Below are 23,660 nucleotides of genomic sequence, written 5' to 3' on the forward strand. Positions count from 1 at the left end.
GGATGTGGGTGATCCCTGTAGGAGCGAGGCTTGCCCGCGAAGAACGATAACGCGGTGTCTCTGGGGAATCAGCGGCTTTGGCGCTGTTGTAACAACAAATTGCTGAACCCGGCCCCGGCCAGTTGTTTCTGCGCGGTGGTCAGTTGTTCACGGTTGCTGAACGGACCTACCAATACCCGATACCAGGTTTCGTCTTTCACGGTGCCGGACTCAACCGCCACCGCCTGGCCGAGCAGGATGATCTGCGCCCGTACCTTGTCTGCATCAGTCTGTTTGCGGAACGAACCGGCCTGCAGGAAGAACTTGGTCACCGGTGCGGCTTTGGTGACGGGGGGCGCTGGCGGTGGCGTAATCCCCGCCAGGGCTGCCTGGGCGCGGGCGGTGTCGATCTTCGCCGCTTCCGCCGGGGTAACCGGCGTGGTCGGAATGGCCGGCACTTGTGGCGTCGGCAGGGTTTTTTCCGGAACGGCGTCCGGCGGCACGATAACTTCCGATTCCGGCAGCAAAGTGTAGAAGTCGTACTTCGGCTTCACAGGTTGCGTCGGGCTCGGCGGGGTCTTGTTGGCCTCGGCGATCTTGCTGGCTTTCTGTTGCTGCTCCACCTTCTCGCGTTTGACCGTTTCGCTGCCCTTGCCCGGCTCCAGCTTCATCAGGAATACGATGAAAGCACCGACCGTCAGGCCGATGGCCATCCATAGCCAACCTGGAATCGGTTGCTTCGCTGGAGCTTGGTAACGGCTGGCGCCACGCTTGGGTGCAGGTTTTTTCTTGGCAGCCAACTTACATACGCTCCAGAGTTTCCAGGCCCAAGAGTTCCAGGCCTTGCTTGAGAGTGCGGCCGGTGAGCGCGGCGAGGCGCAGGCGGCTCTGCATTTGTTCCGGGGTGTCGGCGGCGAGGATCGGGCAGTTCTCGTAGAAGCTGGAGAACAGGCCGGCGACGTCGTACAGATAAGTGCAGAGAGTGTGTGGCGTGCCTTTTTCGGACACGTTGTTCAGCACTTCGCCCAACTGAGCGAGTTTCGCGGCCAGTTCGTGTTCGTGTGGTGCCTCGAGAACGATTTGGCCTTCGACCTCACTGAAGTCCTTGCCGAGCTTGCGGAACACGCCAGCCACACGGGTGTAGGCGTACAGCAGGTACGGCGCGGTATTGCCTTCGAAGTTCAGCATCAGGTCGAAGTTGAAGCTGTAGTCGCTCGTGCGGTGCTTGGACAGGTCGGCGTACTTCACCGCGCCGATGCCCACGACCTTGGCGATGTTGCGCAGATCGGCTTCGGCCAGCTCCGGGTTCTTGTCCTTCACCAGGGTGTAGGCGCGTTCCTGGGCTTCGGTCAGCAGGTCGATCAGCTTCACGGTGCCGCCGTCCCGGGTCTTGAACGGGCGGCCATCGGCGCCGTTCATGGTGCCGAAGCCCATGTGTTCCATTTCCATCGGGTGCGTCACGAAGCCGGCCTTGCGCGCCACGGCGAAGACTTGCTGGAAGTGCAGGGCCTGACGCTGGTCGACGAAGTACAGCGCGCGATCGGCCTTGAGCTTGCCGCTGCGGTAGCGAACGGCGGCCAGGTCGGTGGTGGCGTAGAGGTAGCCGCCATCAGCCTTGACGATGATCACCGGCAGCGGGTCGCCGTCGGCGTTCTTGAATTCGTCGAGGAACACGCACTGGGCACCGTTGCTCTCGACCAGCATGCCAGCGGCCTTGAGGTCGTTGACCACGTTGATCAGGTCGTCGTTGTAGGCGCTCTCGCCCATTACGTCGGCCATGGTCAGCTTGACGTTGAGTAGTTCGTAGATTTTCTGGCAGTGGGACAGCGAGATGTCCTTGAACTTGGTCCACAGCGCCAGGCAATCGGCATCGCCGGCCTGCAGCTTGACCACCAGGCCACGTGCGCGGTCGGCGAACTCTTCGGATTCGTCGAAACGCTGCTTGGCGGCGCGGTAGAAGTTTTCCAGGTCCGACAGTTCGTCGCTGGTGATCGGGTTTTCCTGCAGGTAGGCCATCAGCATGCCGAACTGGGTACCCCAGTCGCCGACGTGGTTCTGACGGATTACTTCGTCGCCGAGGAACTCCAGAACGCGAGCCACTCCGTCGCCGATAATGGTCGAGCGTAAGTGGCCGACGTGCATTTCTTTGGCCAGGTTCGGTGCGGACAGGTCGACAACAGTGCGCTGCACCGGGCCGGCCTTGCGCACGCCGATGTGCTCGTCGGCCAAAGCGGCGTCGAGGCGAGTAGCCAAGGCCTGGGTGTTCTGGAAGAAGTTCAGGAAGCCAGGGCCGGCGATTTCGGTCTTGGTGACGTTTTCGTCAGCAGGCAGAGCAGCGATGATTTTTTCCGCCAAGTCGCGTGGCTTCATGCCGGCCGGTTTGGCCAGCATCATGGCGATGTTGCTGGCGAAGTCGCCGTTCTTCTTGTCACGAGAGTTTTCAACCTGGATCGCCGGCGACAGGCCTTCAGGCAACACACCTTCGTTGACGAGTTGGGTGATGGCTTGTTGGATCAGCTGGCGAATGGTGTCTTTCATGGTCTTCTCTTTCAACCGCAGGCGCGGCGGCGCTTCGATGCGCTGGTGGAAAAACTGGGCATTATCCGTTGCGAAGGCGGGCTTGCCAACTATAGCGGGCAGGTTATGGATATGTGGTGACAAATCGGGCCCCTTCGCGGGCAAGCCTCGCTCCTACAGGAATTGTGTGATCCCTGTAGGAGCGAGGCTTGCCCGCGAAGGCGATCTTTAAATCAATACAAATCGACCGGGTCGACATCCAAAGACCAGCGCACCGCTCGCCCGCTCGGCATTTGCTCCAGCACCAACAACCAACTGGCAAGCAACCGATGCAAAGGCGCCCGGGCCGTAGCCTGCAACAATAGCTGCGCACGATAGCGACCGGCCCGGCGTTCCATCGGCGCGGGCACCGGCCCGAGCAATTCAATGCCGGTCAGATTATGTTCGGCCAGTAAACGCTCGGCCTCGCTGCACGCCTCATCGAGAAAGCCTTCGGCCTGACCCGGTTTGTGCGCTTCAGCCCGCAGCAGCGCCAGATGCGCAAATGGCGGCAGGCCCGCCGCGCGACGTTCACTCAAGGCCTGTTCGGCAAAGGCGAAATAGCCCTGCTCGGTCAATTGCACCAGCAGCGGATGGTCGGCCAGATGCGTCTGGATGATCACTTTGCCGGGTTCTTCCGCCCTGCCGGCGCGTCCGGCGACCTGGACGATCAGTTGCGCCATGCGCTCGCTGGCGCGGAAGTCGCCGGAGAACAGCCCGCCGTCGGCATCGAGGATCGACACCAGAGTTACCCGTGGAAAGTGGTGGCCTTTGGCGAGCATTTGCGTGCCCACCAGAATGCACGGCTGACCCTTTTGAATGGTCGCGAACAATTGGTTCATCGCGTCCTTGCGCGATGTGCTGTCGCGGTCGACCCGCAACACCGGGTAGTCCGGAAATAGAATCCCCAGGCGCTCCTCGGCCCGTTCGGTGCCGGCTCCTACCGGACGCAAATCGACCTTGTTGCACTTCGGGCACTGGCGCGGCACGCGTTCGACATAGCCGCAATGGTGACACCTCAGTTCGCCATAGCGCTGATGCACGGTCATGCGCGCATCGCAGCGCTGGCATTCGGACATCCAGCCGCAGTCGTGACAAAGAAGAGTCGGGGCAAAGCCGCGGCGATTGAGGAACACCAGGACTTGCTGGCCGGCAGCCAGGGTCTGGCCGATGGCTTGTTGCATCGGCCCGGAAATCCCGCTGTCCAGCGGACGGCTTTTCACGTCCAGGCGCAGGAAACGAGGTTGCTTGGCACCCCCGGCGCGTTCGTTCAGTCGCAGGAGGCCATAACGGCCGGTGTAGGCGTTTTGCAGGCTTTCCAGTGATGGAGTGGCCGAGCCGAGCACTATGGGAATGTTTTCCTGCCGGGCGCGAACCAGCGCAAGATCCCGGGCGTGATAGCGCAGGCCTTCCTGCTGCTTATAAGAGCCGTCGTGCTCTTCATCGATGATGATCAGCCCCGGGTTTTTCATCGGTGTGAACAGCGCCGAGCGGGTGCCGATAATGATGTCGGCCTCGCCATCGCGGGCCGCGAGCCAGGCTTCGAGGCGCTCACGATCATTGACCGCCGAGTGGATCAGCGCGATGCGCGCATTGAAGCGTTGCTCGAAGCGCGCCAGGGTTTGCGGGCCCAGGTTGATTTCCGGGATCAGCACCAACGCCTGTTTGCCGGCCTCCAGGGTTTCGCGAATTAGCTGCAAATACACTTCGGTCTTGCCGCTGCCGGTGACGCCGGCCAGCAGGAACGCGTGATAACTGTCGAAGCCCGCACGAATCGCTTCATAGGCGGCGCGTTGCTCGGGGTTGAGCGGCAACTCCGGCTGGGCCAGCCAGTGTTCGTGGCGGGCTCCGGGAGGATGCTTGCGAACCTCGACTTGCACCAGATCCTTGGCCAGCAACAGGTCGAGGCTGTCTTTGCTCAGCATCAGCTTGTTCAGCAGTTGATGGGCGACGCCATGGGGATGTTGGGCCAGCGTCGCCAGCGCTTCACGCTGACGCGGGGCGCGGGCGATGCGCGGATCATCGAGACTGGCGCCAGGGGCGGCAGACCAGAAGCGTTCCTGGCGTGCTTCTGCCAACTCGCCCTGACGCAGCAACACCGGCAGCGCCCAGCTCAGGGTGTCGCCGAGACTGTGCTGGTAATACTGGGATGTCCACAGGCACAGCTTGAACAGCGCGGGTGGTAGCGGTGGCGTGGCATCGAGCAGAGCCAGGGCCGGCTTGAGTTTTTCCGCCGGGACTTCGCTGGTGTCGGTGACTTCCACCAGAATCCCGATCATCTCGCGCCGGCCGAATGGCACTCGCAGGCGCATGCCGGGGTGTAGCTGGGCGCGCAGGACGCCGGCCGGCGCTCGGTAGTCGAACAGGCGGCGCAGTGGCGAAGGCAGGGCTAGGCGCAGAATGGCGTCGGGCACGCGGTGGGATCTCGATAAGCGGGCAATAAATGAAGGGAAGGAAACATAACCTGTGGGAGCGGGCTTGTTCGCGAAAGCGGTGTCTCAGTCACTGAGAGGTTGAATGTTACGGCCTCTTCGCGAGCAAGCCCGCTCCCACAAGGATCGCGCTTAAGGGCGGGAGCCTAGCAGACGGTCGGTCTCAGTGACAGCTTGCGTGATCAGGATTGTCTGGTAGAATCCGCGGCCTAATTACGTGCGGTATTCAACAATAGTGTTGGGTGGCGGCACGCTAGCCCGAGGAAGACACCATGAAAGCTGATATCCATCCAGAATACCCAGCAGTTGCTGTTACCTGCAGCTGCGGCAACAAGTTCGAAACCCGTTCGACCTTCGGCAAAGCCCTGGCGATCGACGTTTGCAACGAGTGCCACCCGTTCTACACCGGTAAGCAGAAGACTCTGGATACCGGCGGCCGCGTACAGCGCTTCGCAGACCGTTTCGGTGCTTTCGGCAAAACCAAAGCTCCTGCTGCTGCAGAGTAAGGTTGAAGAGCCCGATGGGCTTTTCCTTGCTGTTGAAAAAGGCGTCCCTTGCGGGCGCCTTTTTTATGTCCGCGATTTGGCTTTCCACTGCCCAGGCCTTCTGCCCTGCGCCGAGTGGCCTGACATCCGTCGCGGTGCAGCGGGTGGTGGACGGCGACACGCTGCGCCTGAGCGATGGCCGCAGTGTGCGCATGATCGGCTTGAATACACCGGAACTGGGCAAGAAAGGCCGCTCCGACGAGCCGTTCGCCGTGGCTGCGCGCAAACGCCTCGAAGCCCTGGTGGCGGCGAGCGACGGGCGTGTCGGTTTACTGCCTGGTAAAGAAAGCAAAGACCACTACGGGCGAACCCTGGCCCACATCTACGGCGCCGACGGTGCCAATCTCGAAGCGCAGATGCTCGCCGAAGGCCTGGGTTTTCTGGTGGCGGTCCCGCCGAATGTCGATTTGGTCGGCTGTCAGCAAGCCGCGGAGCGCAGTGCTCGTCAGGCCGGGCTCGGCGTGTGGCGTCAGTCGCCTGTATTGAAAGCGGATCAGATCAACACGTCCGGTTTTGCTGTGCTCAGCGGTCGTGTGAGCAAGGTTCAACGCAATCGTGGCGGCGTTTGGATCGAATTGCAGGATTCGGTTGTATTGCGCGTTGCACCCAATTTCCTCAGTCGTTTCGACGCGGCCTCGTTTGAAAGACTCGAGGGCAAGCAAATCGAGGCGCGTGGCTGGGTGCTGGATCGTTCGCGCCGCGGCGGGCTTAAGGAAGGTCAGGCACGCTGGATGTTGCCGCTGACAGATCCGGCAATGCTTCAAGTGGCGCAGTGATAAAAATTGTAGACATTTTTTCAGTCGATTGTGAACAGTCTACCCCTTGTGTTCCGCGGCTCTTGGCCAAAAGTCTTAGGGCAGGGCGGTTGACAGGGGTGACCGGTCAGTCTTGTGGGGATTTTGCGAGGCGCGTATCCTCGCTGACCAGTCTGTCCAACAGTAAAAGCGGAATGCCAAAATGTCTGATCTGAAAACTGCCGCTCTCGAATATCATGCCAATCCTCGTCCAGGTAAGCTGAGCGTCGAGCTCACCAAGGCCACCGCTACCGCCCGCGACCTGTCGCTGGCCTATAGCCCCGGCGTAGCCGAACCAGTACGCGAAATCGCCCGCGATCCTGAACTGGCCTACAAGTACACCGGTAAAGGCAACCTGGTTGCAGTCATTTCCGATGGCACCGCGATTCTCGGCCTGGGTAACCTCGGCCCATTGGCTTCCAAGCCAGTGATGGAAGGTAAAGGCGTGCTGTTCAAGCGCTTCGCCGGCATCGACGTTTTCGACATCGAAGTCGACTCCGAAAGCCCGCAAGCCTTCATCGACACCGTCAAGCGTATCTCCATCACATTCGGTGGCATCAACCTGGAAGACATCAAGGCACCAGAGTGCTTTGAGATCGAACGCGCTCTGATCGAGCAGTGCGACATTCCGGTATTCCACGATGACCAGCACGGCACCGCAATCGTGACGGCTGCCGGCATGATCAACGCACTGGAAATCGCCGGCAAAACCTTGGCTGACGCCAAGATCGTCTGCCTCGGCGCTGGTGCAGCCGCCATCTCCTGCATGAAATTGCTGGTGAGCATGGGCGCCAACATCGAAAACATCTACATGATCGACCGTACCGGCGTGATCCACTCCGGCCGTGACGATCTGAACCAGTACAAGGCTGTCTTCGCTCACGCGACCGACAAGCGCACCCTGGCTGACGCTCTGCAAGGCGCAGACGTGTTCGTTGGCCTGTCCGGCCCGAACCTGCTGAGCGCTGAAGGCCTGCTGTCGATGGCGGCCAACCCGATCGTGTTCGCATGCTCGAACCCGGATCCGGAAATCTCGCCAGAACTGGCGCACGCCACCCGTAACGACGTGATCATGGCCACCGGCCGTTCGGACTACCCGAACCAGGTCAACAACGTACTGGGCTTCCCGTTCATTTTCCGTGGTGCCCTGGACGTTCGCGCCAAGCGCATCAACGAAGAAATGAAAGTGGCTGCGGCCAATGCCCTGCGCGAACTGGCCAAACTGCCAGTGCCTCAGGAAGTGTGCGACGCCTACGGTGGCATCAAGCTGGAATTCGGTCGTGAGTACATCATTCCGAAACCAATGGATGCCCGCCTGATCACCCTGATCTCCGATGCCGTGGCCAAGGCTGCGATCGAGACTGGCGTGGCAACCCTGCCGTATCCGAAGAATTACCCGCTGAAAAGTGTGGATGACGTGTTTAACGGCTAAATCGTTGTAGCGCTTCAACCAAAAGCCCTGGCTCCTGTGAGTCGGGGCTTTTTTGTATCTGAGAGTTTTACATCGGCCGTAAGGATCTCTTCGCGGGCAAGCCTCGCTCCTACAGAAAATCACGAAAACCCTGTAGGAGCGAGGCTTGCCCGCGAAGGCAGCATGACAGGCGACCCATAATAAAAAGCCCCGCGCTTCTCTCGAAGGCGGGGCTTTTTGTGTTGCGACGTGGGATCAGAACAAATCGATCGGCGCCGCTTCATCCGCTGGTAGCGGGCTGCCCGGTGCATGGTCGTTGCCCAGTTCATTTACCGACGGTGGCGTATCTTCGGCCTTGAACAGTTCGAAGTAAGCGCCAGGCGTGCCTGGGCTGGCCGCACGGCCGCTGACCGGGTCGATGCGCAGGCTCAGGATGCCTTCGGGCTCTGGCTGCGTGTGAGGCGGCAGGCCTTTGAGCGCGGCACCCATGTAGTTCATCCAGATCGGCAGCGCGACGGTGCCGCCGAATTCCTTGCGGCCGAGGCTCTCAGGCTGGTCGAATCCGGTCCACACAGTAGTCACGTAATCAGCGTTGTAACCGGAGAACCAGGCGTCCTTGGACTCGTTGGTGGTGCCGGTCTTGCCGGCGATGTCACCGCGACCCAGGGCCAGGGCACGACGGCCGGTGCCGAGTTTGATCACATCCTCAAGCATGCTGTTGAGGATGTAAGTGGTGCGGCCATCGACAATGCGTTCAGCCGCCGCCGGTGCCTGTTGCGCCGGTTGGGCGGTCAGTGCTTCGCCTGGAGTGGCGTTGACCGTAAAGGCCTCGGCCACTGGCGCGGCGATACCGTCGCTGGCGGCGGCGCCCTTCGGAACGCTCGGCGGGTTGGCGACGAACAGCGTATCGCCATTGCGGCTTTCGACCTTGTCGATGATGTACGGGGTGACTTTGTAGCCGCCGTTGGCGAAGGTGCTCCAGCCAGTGGCGATTTCCATCGGTGTCAGGGTTGCGGTGCCCAAAGCCAGGGAGAGGTTGGGCGGTAGATCCTGCTTGTTGAAGCCAAAGCGGGTGATGTAGTCGATGGTTTTGCCAACGCCCATCGCCTGCAACAAGCGGATCGATACGAGGTTGCGCGACTTGTACAACGCTTCGCGCAGGCGGATCGGGCCCAGGAAGGTGTTGGTGTCGTTTTTCGGACGCCAGACCTTGTCCAGGTACTCATCGACGAACACGATCGGGGCGTCGTTCACCAGGGTGGCGGCGGTGTAGCCGTTATCCAGCGCGGCGCTGTAAACGAAAGGCTTGAAGCTCGAGCCCGGCTGGCGCTTGGCCTGCAATGCGCGGTTGTAGTTGCTCTGTTCGAAGGCAAAACCGCCAACCAGCGAGCGGATCGCACCGTTCTGCGGGTCGAGGGACACCAGCGCGCCCTGGGCTTGCGGGATCTGGCTGAACTTCAGCGAAGTGTCTGGCTGACGCTGTACGCGAATCAGATCGCCGACCTGGGCCACGTCCGACGGCTGCTTCGGATTGGCACCCATGCTGTTGGTGTTCAGGAATGGGCGAGCCCATTTCATTGTGTCCCAGCTGACGTGTTCATTGCCGGTGCGGGTCAGTACCTGCAGGCCGTTTTTGTCGACCTGGGTCACGATGGCCGGCTCAAGGCTGCTGATGGTGCGTTGCTTGGTCAGTTCGGTCGCCCACGCCTCGTGAGTCTTGCCCGGCAGGCGTGATTCGGGCCCACGATAGCCGTGACGCTGGTCGTAGGTCATCAAACCTTCGTGGACAGCGGTATTGGCCATTTCCTGCAGGTTGCTCGGCACCGTCGTGGTGACACGGAAACCTTCGGTGTACGCATCGCTGCCGTAACGACCGACCATTTCGGCACGAGCCATTTCTGCGATGTAGGGAGCGTTCACTTCCGGTGTCGGCACGTGATAGCTGGCGTTCAGCGGTTCGTTGATCGCGGCGGTGTAATCGGCTTCGCTGATTTTGCCGAGCTTGTACATGCGCCCCAGGATCCAGTCGCGACGCTCCTTGCTACGTGCCGGGTTGGCGAGCGGGTTGAAACGCGACGGGGCTTTCGGCAGACCGGCGATCATCGCCATCTGCGCCAGGCTGACGTCGCGAATCGACTTGCCATAGTAGACCTGTGCCGCCGCTTCGATGCCGTAGGCGCGGTTGCCCAGATAGATCTTGTTGACGTACAGCTCAAGGATTTCGTCCTTGGTCAGCTGCCGTTCGATCTGCAGCGCCAGGAGGATTTCAGTTGTTTTGCGTGAAAAGCTGCGTTCGCTGCTCAGGAAGAAGTTCTTCGCCACCTGCATGGTGATGGTGCTGCCGCCGGACTGGATGTGCCCGCTTTTGACCAATTGACTAGCCGCGCGCATCAGGCTGCTGGGGTCGACGCCATAGTGGTTGGCGAAGTTATCGTCTTCAGCACTTAGTAACGCATTGATGAAGTTGGGGGGAATGTCGGCGAAACGGATGGGTGTACGGCGCATTTCGCCAAATTCTGCGATCAACTTGTTGTCGCTGCTGTAGACCCGCAATGGAATCTGCAACTGGATGCTTCTCAGCGCCTCCACGGAGGGTAATCCGGGGCTAAGGTAAAGAAACGCCCCGCTCAGACCCAAAAGCAGTCCGCAGAAAACCGCGACGATGGACCAACCGAAAAATTTCAGCAGACGAATCAAGGCTTTTGGATATCCAGGGCAAAGAATGAATTAGGCATCAGGGTTCAGGCTAAAGGCGAACGACCCGCGCTTGAGAAAAGCGAAAAAAAACGCTGGGCATTATAAGCATTTTTCCGTCGAAAGCGTCATTGGCGGCGGCTGTCAAGACGGGTGGATGGAACGCAACACACATTACAGAGTCCGTAACTCACGGATAGTCATAGGGAATTGCTAGTGCCAGGACTCTTCAATAAAAAAGCCAATACGCTTTTGGGTATCGACATCAGCTCCACATCGGTGAAGCTCCTGGAGCTGAGCCGCCAGGGCGACCGCTATCGGGTCGAGGCCTACGCGGTCGAGCCGCTGCCCGCCAGCGCGGTTACCGAGAAAAACATCGCCGAGCTCGAAGGTGTGGGTCAGGCCATCTCCCGCGTGCTGATAAAGGCCAGAACCAGCCTCAAGAACGTTGCGGTTGCCGTGGCCGGATCGGCGGTGATCACCAAGACCATCGAGATGGATGCCGGTCTTTGTGACGACGAGATGGAAAGCCAGCTGAAGATCGAGGCCGATCAGTACATCCCGTACCCATTGGATGAAGTCGCCATCGATTTCGAAGTCCAGGGTGTCTCGGCACGCAACCCCGAGCGGGTCAATGTGCTGCTCGCGGCCTGTCGCAAGGAAAACGTCGAGGTTCGTGAAGCGGCCCTGACCCTGGCCGGACTGACTGCCCGTGTGGTCGACGTGGAAGCCTATGCCCTGGAGCGATCCTTCGGCCTGTTGGCGAATCAGTTGACGGTTTCCCCGGAGCGCCTGGTGGCGGTGGTCGACATCGGCGCGACCATGACCACCCTGAGCGTGCTGCTGGGTGGGCGCATCATATACACCCGCGAACAATTGTTCGGTGGTCGTCAATTGACTGAAGAAATTCAGCGTCGATACGGCCTGACCGTTGAACAGGCGGGGCTGGCGAAGAAGCAGGGTGGTCTGCCGAACGATTACGTCAGCGAAGTGTTGCAGCCGTTTCGCGAGGCCTTGGTGCAGCAGGTCTCGCGTTCGTTGCAGTTTTTCTTTGCCTGCGGTCAGTACCATTCGGTCGATCACATTTTGCTGGCTGGCGGCACTGCATCAGTCCCCGGGCTGGATCGGCTGATTGAGCAGCAATTGGGCACGCCGACGCAGGTGGCCAATCCGTTTTCCGATATGACGCTGAGCAGCAAGGTCAACGCCGCGGCGTTGGCCAGCGACGCGCCGGCCCTGATGATCGCCTGCGGGCTGGCCCTCAGGAGCTTCGACTGATGGCGCGGATCAATCTTTTACCTTGGCGCGAAGAGCTGCGCGAACAGCGTCGCAAGCGTTTTTTATTGATTCTGGTCGGTGTATTGGTGGGGGCGTCCGGCGCGGTGTTGATCGCAAACCAGGCGATCAACAACGCCATAGACCGGCAGGTTGCCCGCAACGATTACATCGGCAAACAGATTGTCGAGGTCGACGAACGGATCAAGCAGATCAGCGATCTCAAGGACCGTCGCCAGCAATTGGTCGAGCGCATGCGCATCATCCAGGACTTGCAGGGCAATCGGCCGATCAGTGGGCGAATTTTTGATCAGTTGGCGCGGACCCTGCCCGACGGGGTGTATTTCACGGAAGTGAAAAAGGCCGGCAAAACCTTGTCCATCACTGGCGCGGCAGAATCCAACAATCGTGTTTCCGACCTGATGCGCAATCTGGACGCGTCCGACTGGTTCGATGCGCCCAGCCTGACGGAAGTCAAGGCAACCACCGCTGGTCAACTGGACCAGGCCAACGTCTTTCAGTTGTCCGTTCGTCAGACCCGACCTGCCGCCGTGGAGGACGGGGAATGAGTCTGTCCGAGTGGTTCGAAGGGCTGCGCAAAATCGATATCAATGATCTGGACACCAACAACATCGGTTCATGGCCACCTGCGATCAAGCTTTTGGTGGGCGCCCTGGTCATGATTCTGGTACTGGTGCTTGGTTACAGTTTCTCTACGAGCGACCTTGAGAATCAGCTCCATCTCAAAGGCGAAGAAGAGTCGACACTCAAGGAGCAATTCGCCACCAAAGCCCACATGGCGGCGAATCTGGAGCTCTACACCCAGCAGATGAAGGAGATGGAGAACTCCTTTGGCGTGCTGCTGCGGCAACTGCCCAGCGACACCGAAGTGCCGGGCTTGCTGGAAGACATTACCCGCACTGGCCTGGGCAGTGGTCTGGAGTTTGAAGAGATCAAGCTGTTGCCCGAGGTCACCCAGCCGTTTTACATCGAACTGCCGATCCAGATTACCGTTACCGGCGCCTATCACGACCTGGCTACATTCGTCAGTGGTGTGGCCGGGTTGCCGCGCATTGTCACCCTGCATGATTTCGACCTGGCACCGGTCAATCCCGAAGGGCCCAAACTGCGCATGAGCATCCTGGCCAAGACCTATCGCTACAACGACAAGGGGCTGCACCCATGAACCCGATTCGTGTTTTTTCCATGGTCGTGGTGATGGCCGCTCTTGCCGGCTGTGGCGGTGATGCCTTCAGTGACCTGGACGCCTACATGAACGAAGTGCGCCTGCGGGCGCCGGGCAAGATTGAACCAACGCCCACATTCCGGTCTTACCCGACATTCACTTACAACGCCGCCAACCTGCGCAGCCCGTTTTCACGACAAGCCAGAGTCGACCTGGCCGGCCAGAAACACGGCTCGCGCAACGTCAAGCCTGACCCGGGCCGAGTCAAGCAATACCTCGAGGGCTTCAATATCGAACAGTTTGAAATGGTCGGCACGATTTCCAATGCATCAGGTTCCTTTGCGCTGCTGCGCGGGGCAGGCGGGGTGCACCGACTGAAAGCCGGAGATTACCTTGGGCGTAACGATGGGCGGATCGTCGCCATCAATGCCTCGCAAGTCGATCTGGTCGAAATCGTACCTGACGGCGAAGGTGCCTGGCTGGAACGGCCGCGGACCATCCCTTTGAAAGAGCACTCATAGTGGAACTCGAAAAATGAACAGGATTTTCTACACCCTCGGAATGTCGCTATGGATAGCGATGCTGTCGCCGATGGTACAAGCGACCAACCTCAAGGCGCTGGATGTCGCCGCGCTGCCTGGGGACCGCGTCGAGTTGAAGCTGGCGTTCGATGAGCAACCTCCGGCGCCCCATGGGTATACGACGGAGTCCCCTGCGCGGATCGCGCTGGATTTGCCAGGTGTTGTCAGTCAACTGGCGAACAAGACTCGCGATCTTGGCAGCGGCAATGCCCAAAGCGCTACGGTGGTCGAGTCCAAGGATCGCACGCGGCTGATCATCAATCTGACTCGGTTGACTCCCTACAACACGCGGGTCGAAGGCAACACCCTCTTTGTGGTGGTGGGGCAAGGCGCTAAAAGCACAGCATCCAGACCGCCAGCTGCCGTAGTGCCGGCCCCGGCGCGTGCATCCGCACCAATGGCGAAAGCCATTCGGGCAGTGGACTTTCAACGCGGCACCCAGGGCGAAGGCAATGTGGTGATCGATTTGTCGGATCCGTCCATCACGCCCGACATTCAGGAGCGCGAGGGCAAGATCGTTCTCGGTTTCGCCAAAACCCGATTGCCCGAGCCGCTACGCGTGCGCCTGGACGTCAAGGATTTCGCCACGCCGGTGCAGTTCGTCAATGCCAGCGCCACAGGTGACAGGGCCACGATCACTATCGAGCCCAGCGGTGCCTTCGATTACTCGACCTATCAGACTGACAACAAGCTGACCGTCAGTATCCGGCCGATGACCGTCGACGACCTGCAGAACCGTAACACCGACCGCTACGCCTACAGCGGTGAGAAACTCTCGCTGAATTTTCAGGACATCGATGTGCGTTCGGTACTGCAACTGATCGCCGATTTCACCAATCTCAACTTGGTGGCCAGTGATACGGTGCAAGGTGGCATCACGCTACGTTTGCAAAACGTGCCGTGGGATCAGGCGCTGGATCTGGTGTTGAAAACCAAAGGCCTGGATAAACGCAAGATTGGTAACGTCCTCCTGGTAGCGCCGGCCGATGAAATCGCCGCCCGGGAACGTCAGGAACTGGAGTCGCAGAAGCAGATCGCCGAGCTGGCCCCGCTGCGGCGGGAGTTGCTGCAGGTCAACTACGCCAAGGCGGCCGATATTGCCAAACTGTTCCAGTCGGTGACCAGCGCCGAGGCTAAAATCGACGAACGGGGTTCGATTACCGTCGATGAACGCACCAACAACATCATTGCCTACCAGACCCAGGACCGGCTCGACGAGTTGCGCCGAATCGTGGCGCAACTGGATATCCCGGTGCGCCAGGTGATGATCGAGGCGCGGATCGTCGAAGCCAACGTCGACTACGACAAAAGCCTCGGCGTGCGCTGGGGCGGTTCGATCCAGAACAAGGGCAACTGGAACACATCTGGCGTCAGCAACGGTGCCAACGGGTCATCGACCATCGGCACGCCCGGAAGCACCAGCACCAATTCGCCGTTCGTCGACTTGGGCGCCGCGAACAACACCTCCGGGATCGGCATCGCGTTCATCACCGATAACGTCTTGCTCGACCTGGAATTGACCGCCATGGAGAAAACCGGCAACGGCGAAATCGTCTCGCAACCCAAGGTAGTAACGTCCGACAAGGAAACCGCCAAGATCCTCAAGGGCACCGAGATTCCTTATCAGGAGGCCAGCTCAAGTGGCGCCACCTCGGTGTCGTTCAAGGAGGCCTCGCTGTCGCTGGAAGTCACGCCGCAAATTACCCCGGACAACCGGATCATCATGGAGGTCAAGGTCACCAAGGACGAGCCGGACTACCTGAACAAAGTGCAGGATGTGCCGCCAATCAAGAAAAACGAGGTCAACGCCAAGGTCCTGGTCAACGATGGCGAGACCATCGTGATTGGTGGCGTTTTCTCAAATACTCAAAGCAAGGTTGTAGATAAGGTGCCATTTCTTGGCGATGTGCCGTATCTTGGCCGCCTTTTCCGGCGTGACGTGGTTTCGGAGAAAAAATCCGAGCTGTTGGTGTTTCTCACACCGCGTATCATGAATAACCAGGCGATTGCTGTGAGTCGTTGATTCTGTGCGAAATTTGATTCTTGTAGGACCGATGGGGGCTGGAAAAAGCACCATCGGCCGGTTGCTGGCCAAAGAGCTGCGCTTGCCATTCAAAGATTCCGATAAGGAAATTGAATTACGCACGGGCGCCAATATCCCATGGATCTTCGACAAGGAAGGCGAACCGGGCTTTCGTGACCGCGAGCAGGCAATGATTGCCGAGCTGTGCGATTACGACGGTGTGGTGCTGGCGACCGGCGGTGGCGCAGTCATGCGCGAAGCCAATCGTCGGGCGCTGCACGCTGGTGGACGGGTGGTCTATCTGCATGCCTCTGTCGAGCAGCAGGTCGGTCGTACGTCCCGCGACCGCAATCGGCCATTATTGCGCACTGCCGATCCGGCCAAGACACTTCGGGATCTGTTGGCTATCCGTGATCCGCTGTATCGGGAAATCGCCGATCTGGTGGTGGAAACCGATGAGCGACCGCCGCGAATGGTGGTGCTCGATATTCTCGAACGCTTGCAGCAACTGCCTCCCCGTTAATGCGCAGCGCGAAATGCGCTATCCTCGGCGTCTTGCCACGACCGCTCAAGGTTGTGGCGAACGGCTACCGAACGGCGTCACACCAGCAGAGGCCGTGGACATTCGTTAACTCAAGGCAGGTTGCCTGATTCCATCTTCACTGTGGGGACACATGCAGACACTCAAGGTCGATCTAGGCGAGCGCAGCTACCCGATTCATATTGGCGAAGGTTTGTTGGATCAGCCCGAGCTGCTGGCCCCGCATATCCGCGGGCGGCAAGTGGCGATCATCTCCAACGAAACCGTTGCGCCGCTCTATCTCGAACGTCTGACCCGCAGCCTCGCGCAATTCTCGGTGATTTCCGTGGTACTGCCCGACGGTGAAGCCTTCAAGACCTGGGAAACCCTGCAACTGATTTTCGATGGCCTGCTGACCGCACGGCACGACCGTCGTACCACGGTGATCGCCCTCGGTGGTGGCGTGATTGGTGATATGGCCGGTTTTGCGGCGGCCTGCTACCAGCGCGGTGTCGATTTCATTCAAGTCCCGACCACCTTGCTGTCGCAAGTCGACTCTTCGGTAGGCGGCAAGACCGGCATCAATCACCCGCTTGGCAAGAATATGGTCGGCGCCTTCTATCAGCCGAACGTCGTGCTGATCGACACCGCCTCCCTCAATACCCTCCCGGCGCGCGAACTGTCCGCCGGGCTGGCTGAAGTCATCAAGTACGGGCTGATCTGCGATGAGCCGTTCCTGACCTGGCTCGAAGACAATGTCGATCGCTTGCGCAATCTGGATCAGCAGGCCCTGACCTATGCCATCGAACGCTCCTGCGCAGCCAAGGCTGCGGTAGTCGGGGCCGACGAAAAAGAGACCGGTATCCGTGCCACGCTCAATCTGGGCCATACCTTTGGTCACGCCATCGAAACCCACATGGGCTACGGTGTCTGGCTACATGGTGAAGCGGTCGCTGCTGGCACCGTAATGGCGTTGGAGATGTCTGCACGCCTGGGCTGGATCAGCGAGCAAGAGCGTGATCGCGGCATTCGTCTGTTTCAGCGCGCCGGTTTGCCGGTTATCCCGCCTGAAGTGATGACTGAAGCCGATTTCCTCGAACATATGGCAATAGATAAAAAAGTGATCGACGGTCGTTTGCGCCTGGTGCTGCTGCGCCGCATGGGCGAGGCAGTGGTGACCGACGATTATCCAAAAGAGGTTCTACAGGCCACGCTGGGAGCGGATTACCGCGCTCTGGCTCAGCTTAAAGGTTAATAAGATCGCGATGACTAGTTTGCATGCCGACGAGGCTTTCCTCGGCCATTATCAGTTGAGTCATGACCCTTTTGCTCCACGGGTACCTGGCTTCAAGTTTTTCCCGGCCCAGCGCAAACCGGTGCTGGGGCAGCTGCATCATCTGGCGCGCTACAGCCAGTTGCTGCTGGTGGTCACTGGCCCGCAAGGCAGTGGCAAGACCCTGTTGCGTCAGGCTTTGGTCGCCAGCACCAACAAGCAGTCGGTGCAGAGTGTGGTGGTTTCCGCCCGTGGCGCTGGCGATTCGGCTGGCGTGCTACGCCAGGTCGCTCAGGCGCTGGACATTGCGCAGGCCGAGATCGGTGCCATTCTGAAACAGGTGGTGCAGCTTGCCCTCACGGGGCAGGAAGTCTACTTGCTGGTGGACGACGCCGAGCAGCTTGACGAGTCCGCGCTTGAAGCGTTGATGGCACTGGGCGCCGGTGCGCCGGAAGGTCGCCCGCATGTGTTCCTGTTCGGCGAGTCGTCGCTGATTGCTCAGCTTGACGCTTTGCAACTCGAGGAAGAGCGCTTCCACGTCATCGAGCTGCAGCCTTACACCGAAGAAGAAACCCGCGAATATCTGGACCAGCGTCTTGAAGGGGCCGGTCGGGGAATCGAACTTTTCACCGCGGATCAGATCTCTGATATTCACGAAAGCTCCGACGGTTGGCCTGGCAACATCAATCAGGTCGCCCGCGATGCAATGATCGAAGCCATGATTGCCAGCCGCTCAGCGGTCAAGCGTCCAAGTATGGGGTTCAATATGCCGAAGAAACACGTATTGGCGATTTCCGCCGTCGTTGTGGTCGCGGTAGCCGCCGCCTGGTTGATGCCGGGTCGCAGCAAAGCACCGACCACGGGTGCGCCAGCCAACGAGCAGGCGCAACTGCCGCTCGGCCAGGGCTCATCGAACGGCGGTGCTCCGGCCGTCGAGTTCGCGGGCAACACGCAACCGATGCCACTGCCGTTGGTCGGTAATTCGCAACCGGTCATGCGTAAGCCGCTCGCCGAGGCCGCCGGCGGCATCACCGAGGGTGACGATGGCGTGCCGGTGGCAGGTTCAAGCGCGACACCACCGACTGTGACCACGATCGCACCGCCTGCTGGCGTTCCAGCTGGCCCTGCGCCGACGCCAGCGGCCAAGCCGACACCTGCGCCGACTCAAGTCGCTATCGCCAAGCCAGCGCCGGTTCCAGCGCCTGCCGCCAAGCCTGCTCCAGCGCCGGCCAAGCCGGCCGTTGCCGCTGCTGCCAAGCCTGTTGAGAAGCCTGCTGAGAAGCCGGTCGTCGCGGCCAAGACCGCTGGCGGGACCTGGTACGCAGGGCAGGCACCGGGTAACTACGTGGTGCAAATTCTCGGCACCAGCTCCGAAGCGACCGCACAAAACTTCGTCAAGGAGCAGGGCGGCGAGTACCGTTATTTCAAGAAAGTCCTCAACGGCAAACCGCTTTACGTCATCACTTACGGTAGCTTCGCCAACCGCGATGCAGCTGTTACCGCCATCAAGGCCTTGCCAGCGAAGGTTCAGGCTGGTAAACCTTGGCCTCGCTCTGTCGCCAGCGTCCAACAAGAACTGGCAACAGCTCGCTGAAGATTCGGCGGCCTTACCCAGGCCGCCTCTCCCGGCACCTCAAAATTTCTGCAACGCATGCGGCTTCCGGGCCGCGTGCCTTGTGGTGTCTGCGTCACAGTAGTCTTTGAGTCGTTGCGGTCAAAATTAAAAAAGTTTTGACTAGCACAGCAGATCGCTTTAAACCTTTCACAAATGCGACATAGATTTGCGGCATTTCGTCGTCAAATTTGTGAGGCTAAGTGTCGGTGTGTACAATGACCTCCCTTTTGCCCCTGCAAAGCTGGCGTACGTTCGGCGTGGATGGCAAGTGGTTGAATTGAAAAGAAATTTGCCTCGCTAAGAGGCAGCCTGGTGAGAAAGTGTCTATGAAAGCAGGTCTGTACCAACCAGATGAATTCAAGGATAACTGCGGTTTCGGCCTGATAGCCCATATGCAGGGCGAGCCCAGTCATACCCTTTTGCAAACGGCCATCGAGGCCCTGACCTGCATGACCCACCGCGGTGGGATTAATGCCGACGGCAAGACCGGTGACGGTTGCGGTCTGCTGATTCAAAAGCCGGACGTGTTCCTGCGAGCCATCGCCCAGGAAACCTTCGGCGTCGAAATGCCCAAGCAATATGCCGTGGGCATGGTCTTCTTCAACCAGGACCCGGTCAAAGCCGAGGCCGCTCGCGAGAACATGAATCGCGAGATCCTCGCCGCCGGCCTGCAGCTGGTCGGCTGGCGCAAAGTGCCGATCGACACCAGCGTCCTCGGCCGCCTGGCCCTTGAGCGCCTGCCGCAGATCGAGCAAGTTTTCATCGGTGGTGAAGGCCTGAGCGATCAGGAAATGGCCGTCAAGCTGTTCACTTCCCGTCGTCGCTCGTCCGTGGCCAACGCTGCTGATACCGACCACTACGTCTGCAGCTTTTCGCACAAGACCATCATTTATAAAGGTCTGATGATGCCGGCGGATTTGACCGCCTTCTATCCAGACCTGAACGATGAGCGCCTGCAAACTTCGATTTGCGTGTTCCACCAGCGCTTCTCCACCAATACCCTGCCAAAATGGCCGCTGGCTCAACCGTTCCGCTTCCTGGCGCACAACGGCGAGATCAACACCATTACCGGCAACCGCAACTGGGCCGTGGCCCGTCGCACCAAGTTCACCAACGATTTGATGGACCTGGAAGAACTCGGTCCGCTGGTCAACCGTGTCGGTTCCGACTCCTCCAGCATGGACAACATGCTCGAGCTGATGGTCACCGGTGGTATCGACCTGTTCCGTGGCGTGCGGATGATCATTCCGCCAGCGTGGCAGAACGTCGAAACCATGGACCCGGATCTGCGTGCGTTCTACGAATACAACTCGATGCACATGGAGCCGTGGGACGGCCCGGCCGGCGTGGTAATGACCGACGGTCGCTACGCGGTGTGCCTGCTCGACCGTAACGGTCTGCGTCCGGCGCGTTGGGTTACCACCAAGAATGGTTTCATCACCCTGGCTTCGGAAATCGGCGTCTGGAACTACCAGCCTGAAGACGTGATCGCCAAGGGTCGCGTAGGTCCGGGCCAGATCTTTGCCGTGGACACCGAAACCGGCCAGATCCTCGACACGGACGCTATCGACAACCGTCTGAAGTCCCGTCATCCGTACAAGCAATGGCTGCGCAAGAATGCCCTGCGCATTCAGGCGACCATGGAAGACAACGACCACGGTTCAGCGTTCTACGACGTCGATCAGCTCAAGCAATACATGAAGATGTACCAGGTCACGTTCGAAGAGCGCGATCAGGTGCTGCGTCCGCTCGGCGAACAAGGCTATGAAGCCGTAGGTTCGATGGGCGACGACACGCCGATGGCCGTGCTGTCCCAGCGCGTGCGCACGCCGTACGACTATTTCCGCCAGCAGTTCGCGCAGGTCACCAACCCGCCGATCGACCCGCTGCGTGAAGCCATTGTCATGTCGCTGGAGATCTGCCTCGGTGCCGAGCGCAACATTTTCCAGGAGTCGCCGGAACACGCATCGCGCGTGATTCTCAGCTCGCCGGTCATTTCCCCGGCCAAGTGGCGCTCGTTGATGAACCTCGATCGTCCGGGCTTCGAACGCCAGATCATCGACCTCAACTACGACGAAAGCATCGGTCTCGAAGCGGCGATCCGCAACGTCGCCGATCAGGCTGAAGAAGCCGTGCGTTCCGGTCGTACCCAGGTCGTTCTGAGTGACCGTCATATTGCCCCGGGCAAGCTGCCGATCCACGCATCCCTGGCCACCGGTGCGGTACACCACCGCCTGACCGAAAAAGGCCTGCGCTGCGACTCCAACATCCTGGTGGAAACCGCCACTGCTCGCGATCCGCATCACTTCGCGGTGCTGATCGGTTTCGGCGCTTCCGCCGTTTACCCGTTCCTCGCTTATGAAGTGCTGGGCGACCTTATCCGGACCGGTGAAGTGCTGGGCGACCTCTATGAGGTGTTCAAGAACTACCGCAAAGGCATCACCAAAGGCCTGCTCAAGATCCTGTCGAAGATGGGCATCTCGACCATCACCTCATACCGCGGTGCTCAACTGTTCGAAGCGATCGGCCTGTCCGAAGAAGTCTGCAACCTGAGCTTCCGTGGCGTGCCGAGCCGCATCAAGGGTGCGCGTTTCGTCGACATCGAAGCCGAACAGAAAGCCCTGGCCACTGAAGCCTGGAGCCCGCGCAAGCCGATCCAGCAAGGCGGCCTGCTGAAGTTCGTCCACGGTGGCGAATATCACGCGTATAACCCGGACGTGGTCAACACCCTGCAAGCTGCAGTGCAGCAGGGCGACTACAGCAAGTTCAAGGAATACACGTCGCTGGTGGACAACCGCCCGGTGTCGATGATTCGCGACCTGCTGAAAGTCAAAACCCTCGATACGCCACTGGACATCAGCGAAATCGAACCGCTGGAATCGGTGCTCAAGCGCTTCGATTCCGCCGGTATCTCGCTGGGCGCCCTGTCGCCGGAAGCTCACGAAGCCCTGGCCGAAGCTATGAACCGCCTCGGTGCGCGTTCCAACTCCGGCGAAGGTGGTGAAGACCCGGCGCGCTACGGCACCATCAAGAGCTCGAAAATCAAGCAGGTTGCCACCGGCCGCTTCGGCGTGACCCCGGAATACCTGGTCAACGCCGAAGTGCTGCAGATCAAGGTCGCTCAGGGCGCCAAGCCCGGCGAAGGTGGTCAACTGCCAGGCGGCAAGGTCAACGGTCTGATCGCCAAGCTGCGTTATGCAGTACCGGGCGTGACCCTGATTTCGCCACCGCCGCACCACGACATCTACTCGATCGAAGACTTGTCGCAGCTGATTTTCGACCTGAAACAAGTCAACCCGAAGGCGCTGGTCTCGGTGAAGCTGGTAGCAGAAGCGGGCGTCGGCACCATCGCCGCCGGTGTGGCCAAGGCCTATGCGGACTTGATCACCATCTCCGGCTACGACGGCGGCACCGGTGCTTCGCCACTGACCTCGATCAAATACGCGGGCGCACCGTGGGAACTTGGCCTGGCCGAAACCCACCAGACCCTGCGTGGCAACGACCTGCGCGGCAAAGTCCGGGTACAGACCGACGGCGGCCTGAAAACCGGCCTCGACGTGATCAAGGCCGCGATCCTGGGCGCTGAAAGCTTTGGTTTCGGCACCGCGCCGATGATTGCCCTGGGTTGCAAGTACCTGCGCATCTGCCACCTGAACAACTGCGCCACCGGCGTCGCGACTCAGAACGAGAAGCTGCGTAAGGATCACTACATTGGCACCGTCGACATGGTGGTGAACTTCTTCACCTACGTCGCCGAAGAAACCCGTGAGTGGCTGGCCAAACTCGGCGTGCGCTCCCTGGAGGAGCTGATCGGCCGAACCGATCTGCTGGAAATCCTCGAAGGGCAGACCGCCAAGCAGCATCACCTGGACCTGACCCCGTTGCTGGGCAGCGATCACGTGCCAGCGGACAAGCCTCAGTTCTGTGGCGTTGAGCGCAACCCTCCGTTCGACAAAGGCCTGCTGGCCGAGAAAATGGTCGATATGGCCACCTCGGCGATCAACGACCTGAGCGGCGCCGAATTCGCCCTGGATATCTGCAACTGCGACCGCTCGATCGGCGCGCGGATCTCCGGTGAAATCGCCCGTAAGCACGGCAACCAAGGCATGGCCAACGCGCCAATCACCTTCCGCTTCAAAGGCACGGCTGGCCAGAGTTTCGGTGTGTGGAACGCCGGTGGCCTGAACATGTACCTGGAAGGCGACGCCAACGACTACGTCGGCAAAGGCATGACTGGCGGCAAGCTGGTTATCGTTCCGCCGAAGGGCAGCATCTACAAAACTCAGGACAGTGCCATCATCGGCAACACCTGCCTGTACGGCGCCACGGGCGGCAAGCTGTTCGCCGCCGGCACCGCAGGTGAGCGTTTCGCCGTGCGTAACTCTGGTGCCCACACCGTGGTGGAAGGCACTGGTGATCACTGCTGCGAGTACATGACCGGTGGTTTCGTCTGCGTACTGGGCAAGACCGGTTACAACTTCGGCTCTGGCATGACCGGCGGTTTCGCCTACGTGCTCGACCAGGACAACTCCTTCGTTGACCGGGTCAACCACGAACTGGTGGAAATCCAGCGGATCAGCGGCGAGGCGATGGAAGCCTACCGCAGCCATTTGCAACGCGTGTTGAACGAGTACGTCGAGGAAACCGACAGCGAGTGGGGTCGTGAGCTCGCCGAAAACCTCGACGATTACCTGCGTCGTTTCTGGTTGGTCAAGCCTAAGGCTGCCTCCCTGAAATCGTTGCTTTCCAGCACCCGTGCCAACCCGCAGTGATATG

The 23,660-nt window shown here is 60.0% G+C and carries 16 protein-coding genes; 12 read left to right on the plus strand and 4 right to left on the minus strand.

All coding sequences use genetic code 11. From position 1 onward, the window contains the following. Positions 1-68: 68 nt before the first annotated feature. The 3 genes from CES87_RS12110 to CES87_RS12125 all read right to left on the minus strand — a co-directional run bounded on the left by CES87_RS12110 (position 69) and on the right by CES87_RS12125 (position 4,949). Positions 69-779 (minus strand): SPOR domain-containing protein, encoded by a 711-nt coding sequence (locus CES87_RS12110; protein ID WP_128606289.1) that lies wholly within the window; start codon positions 777-779, stop codon positions 69-71. A gap of 1 nt (position 780) precedes the next feature. Further along, on the minus strand, positions 781-2,517 hold the full coding sequence (argS, locus tag CES87_RS12115; protein ID WP_128606290.1) for an arginine--tRNA ligase: 1,737 nt from the start codon (positions 2,515-2,517) through the stop codon (positions 781-783). Positions 2,518-2,729: 212 nt separating this feature from the next. After that, complete coding sequence (locus tag CES87_RS12125; RefSeq protein ID WP_128606292.1) at positions 2,730-4,949, minus strand: primosomal protein N'; 2,220 nt, start codon at positions 4,947-4,949, stop codon at positions 2,730-2,732. A gap of 290 nt (positions 4,950-5,239) precedes the next feature. Between CES87_RS12125 and rpmE the strand changes: the two genes are divergently transcribed. The 3 genes from rpmE to CES87_RS12140 all read left to right on the plus strand — a co-directional run bounded on the left by rpmE (position 5,240) and on the right by CES87_RS12140 (position 7,738). Then, positions 5,240-5,473, plus strand: coding sequence for a 50S ribosomal protein L31 (gene rpmE / locus CES87_RS12130; protein WP_128606293.1), 234 nt, complete (start codon positions 5,240-5,242; stop codon positions 5,471-5,473). A 14-nt stretch (positions 5,474-5,487) separates the two neighbouring features. Beyond that, positions 5,488-6,288, plus strand: a complete 801-nt coding sequence (locus tag CES87_RS12135) for a thermonuclease family protein (RefSeq protein ID WP_128606294.1) — start codon at positions 5,488-5,490, stop codon at positions 6,286-6,288. A 181-nt stretch (positions 6,289-6,469) separates the two neighbouring features. Continuing rightward, positions 6,470-7,738 carry a malic enzyme-like NAD(P)-binding protein gene (locus tag CES87_RS12140; protein WP_128606295.1) on the plus strand — a complete coding sequence of 423 codons (1,269 nt, stop codon included), beginning with the start codon at positions 6,470-6,472 and terminating at the stop codon, positions 7,736-7,738. Positions 7,739-7,972: 234 nt separating this feature from the next. On the opposite strand, the gene CES87_RS12145 is transcribed toward CES87_RS12140, so the two are convergent. Continuing rightward, positions 7,973-10,411, minus strand: a complete 2,439-nt coding sequence (locus CES87_RS12145) for a penicillin-binding protein 1A (RefSeq protein ID WP_371858204.1) — start codon at positions 10,409-10,411, stop codon at positions 7,973-7,975. A gap of 216 nt (positions 10,412-10,627) precedes the next feature. On the opposite strand from CES87_RS12145, the gene CES87_RS12150 reads away from it, so the two are divergent. The 9 genes from CES87_RS12150 to gltB all read left to right on the plus strand — a co-directional run bounded on the left by CES87_RS12150 (position 10,628) and on the right by gltB (position 23,656). Next, on the plus strand, positions 10,628-11,689 hold the full coding sequence (locus tag CES87_RS12150; RefSeq protein WP_128606297.1) for a pilus assembly protein PilM: 1,062 nt from the start codon (positions 10,628-10,630) through the stop codon (positions 11,687-11,689). Beyond that, positions 11,689-12,255 carry a PilN domain-containing protein gene (locus tag CES87_RS12155; protein ID WP_128606298.1) on the plus strand — a complete coding sequence of 189 codons (567 nt, stop codon included), beginning with the start codon at positions 11,689-11,691 and terminating at the stop codon, positions 12,253-12,255. The genes CES87_RS12150 and CES87_RS12155 overlap by 1 nt, the downstream gene beginning before the upstream one ends. Further along, a complete protein-coding gene (gene pilO / locus CES87_RS12160) occupies positions 12,252-12,872 on the plus strand; it encodes a type 4a pilus biogenesis protein PilO (RefSeq protein ID WP_128606299.1) in 621 nt (206 codons plus the stop codon). The genes CES87_RS12155 and pilO overlap by 4 nt, the downstream gene beginning before the upstream one ends. After that, positions 12,869-13,393: a pilus assembly protein PilP gene (locus tag CES87_RS12165; RefSeq protein ID WP_128606300.1), complete on the plus strand. Its 525-nt coding sequence runs from the start codon at positions 12,869-12,871 to the stop codon at positions 13,391-13,393. Before pilO ends, CES87_RS12165 begins: the two co-directional genes overlap by 4 nt. 13 nt (positions 13,394-13,406) lie before the next feature. Next, the gene (gene pilQ, locus CES87_RS12170) at positions 13,407-15,476 is read left to right on the plus strand and encodes a type IV pilus secretin PilQ family protein (RefSeq protein WP_128606301.1); all 2,070 of its coding nucleotides are present in this window, start codon (positions 13,407-13,409) and stop codon (positions 15,474-15,476) included. Between the two features lie 4 nt (positions 15,477-15,480). Continuing rightward, entirely contained in the window at positions 15,481-15,999 is a 519-nt protein-coding gene (aroK, locus tag CES87_RS12175; protein ID WP_056725695.1) for a shikimate kinase AroK, read from the plus strand. A gap of 151 nt (positions 16,000-16,150) precedes the next feature. After that, a complete protein-coding gene (gene aroB, locus CES87_RS12180) occupies positions 16,151-17,251 on the plus strand; it encodes a 3-dehydroquinate synthase (RefSeq protein ID WP_128606302.1) in 1,101 nt (366 codons plus the stop codon). A 10-nt stretch (positions 17,252-17,261) separates the two neighbouring features. Continuing rightward, positions 17,262-18,863: an AAA family ATPase gene (locus CES87_RS12185; protein WP_128606303.1), complete on the plus strand. Its 1,602-nt coding sequence runs from the start codon at positions 17,262-17,264 to the stop codon at positions 18,861-18,863. A gap of 347 nt (positions 18,864-19,210) precedes the next feature. Beyond that, positions 19,211-23,656 (plus strand): glutamate synthase large subunit, encoded by a 4,446-nt coding sequence (gene gltB / locus CES87_RS12195; protein WP_128606304.1) that lies wholly within the window; start codon positions 19,211-19,213, stop codon positions 23,654-23,656. Positions 23,657-23,660: the final 4 nt, after the last annotated feature.

It is taken from the genome of Pseudomonas sp. ERMR1:02 (assembly GCF_002277815.1).
Lineage (GTDB): Bacteria > Pseudomonadota > Gammaproteobacteria > Pseudomonadales > Pseudomonadaceae > Aquipseudomonas.

Coding starts and splice junctions, on each gene's coding strand:
- aroB (WP_128606302.1), top strand. CDS start 16,151: ATGCAGACACTCAAGGTCGATCTAGGCGAGCGCAGCTACCCGATTCAT.
- CES87_RS12155 (WP_128606298.1), top strand. CDS start 11,689: ATGGCGCGGATCAATCTTTTACCTTGGCGCGAAGAGCTGCGCGAACAG.
- pilQ (WP_128606301.1), top strand. CDS start 13,407: ATGAACAGGATTTTCTACACCCTCGGAATGTCGCTATGGATAGCGATG.
- gltB (WP_128606304.1), top strand. CDS start 19,211: ATGAAAGCAGGTCTGTACCAACCAGATGAATTCAAGGATAACTGCGGT.
- rpmE (WP_128606293.1), top strand. CDS start 5,240: ATGAAAGCTGATATCCATCCAGAATACCCAGCAGTTGCTGTTACCTGC.
- CES87_RS12135 (WP_128606294.1), top strand. CDS start 5,488: ATGGGCTTTTCCTTGCTGTTGAAAAAGGCGTCCCTTGCGGGCGCCTTT.
- CES87_RS12140 (WP_128606295.1), top strand. CDS start 6,470: ATGTCTGATCTGAAAACTGCCGCTCTCGAATATCATGCCAATCCTCGT.
- pilO (WP_128606299.1), top strand. CDS start 12,252: ATGAGTCTGTCCGAGTGGTTCGAAGGGCTGCGCAAAATCGATATCAAT.
- argS (WP_128606290.1), bottom strand. CDS start 2,517: ATGAAAGACACCATTCGCCAGCTGATCCAACAAGCCATCACCCAACTC.
- CES87_RS12165 (WP_128606300.1), top strand. CDS start 12,869: ATGAACCCGATTCGTGTTTTTTCCATGGTCGTGGTGATGGCCGCTCTT.
- CES87_RS12185 (WP_128606303.1), top strand. CDS start 17,262: ATGACTAGTTTGCATGCCGACGAGGCTTTCCTCGGCCATTATCAGTTG.